This is a genomic window from Pseudomonas sp. EGD-AK9 (assembly GCF_000465935.2).
GTDB lineage: Bacteria > Pseudomonadota > Gammaproteobacteria > Pseudomonadales > Pseudomonadaceae > Aquipseudomonas.
On sequence record NZ_AVOF01000867.1, the window covers coordinates 1 to 623 of the forward strand.

Below are 623 nucleotides of genomic sequence, written 5' to 3' on the forward strand. Positions count from 1 at the left end.
GCCCGGCCCCAGCCATATCGAGTTCCCCTCCAACCAGACCCACCTGATGATCGCCCAGCTCGGCATCGACCGCCGCGATCCGGACTACGCCGCGCTCTACCTGGGCAACCAGATCTTCGGCGGCGGCGGTTTCGGCACCCGCCTGATGAGCGAGGTGCGCGAGAAGCGCGGGCTGACCTACGGCGTCTACTCCGGCTTCAGCGCCATGCAGGCGCGCGGCCCGTTCATGATCAACCTGCAGACCCGCGCCGAGCTAAGTGAGGGCACCCTCAAGCTGGTCAAGCAGCTGCTCGCCGACTACCTGCAGAGGGGCCCGACCCAGGAAGAACTGGACAACGCCAAGCGCGAGCTGGCCGGCAGCTTCCCGCTGTCGACCGCGAGCAACGCCGATATCGTCGGCCAGTTGGCCAGCATGGGCTTCTACGACCTGCCGCTGAGCTACCTGGACGACTTTATGCGCGACGTCCAGGCGTTGAGCGTCGAACAGGTGAAAGCGGCCATGGCCAAGCACCTCGACCCCGAGTCGCTGCTGGTGGTGACGGCCGGCCCGACCGTGGCCCAGCAGGAACTGCCGCCGCCCAGCGACAAGCCGGCCGAGCTGCCCAGCGCGGTGCCGCACTGAT

General features: G+C 67.9%; 1 protein-coding gene. It reads left to right on the forward strand.

The annotated features are described in order from the left end of the window. On the forward strand, positions 1–622 hold a 622-nt coding region (locus N878_RS24950), incomplete at its 5' end, for a pitrilysin family protein (protein ID WP_021446194.1). Position 623 lies beyond the last annotated feature (1 nt).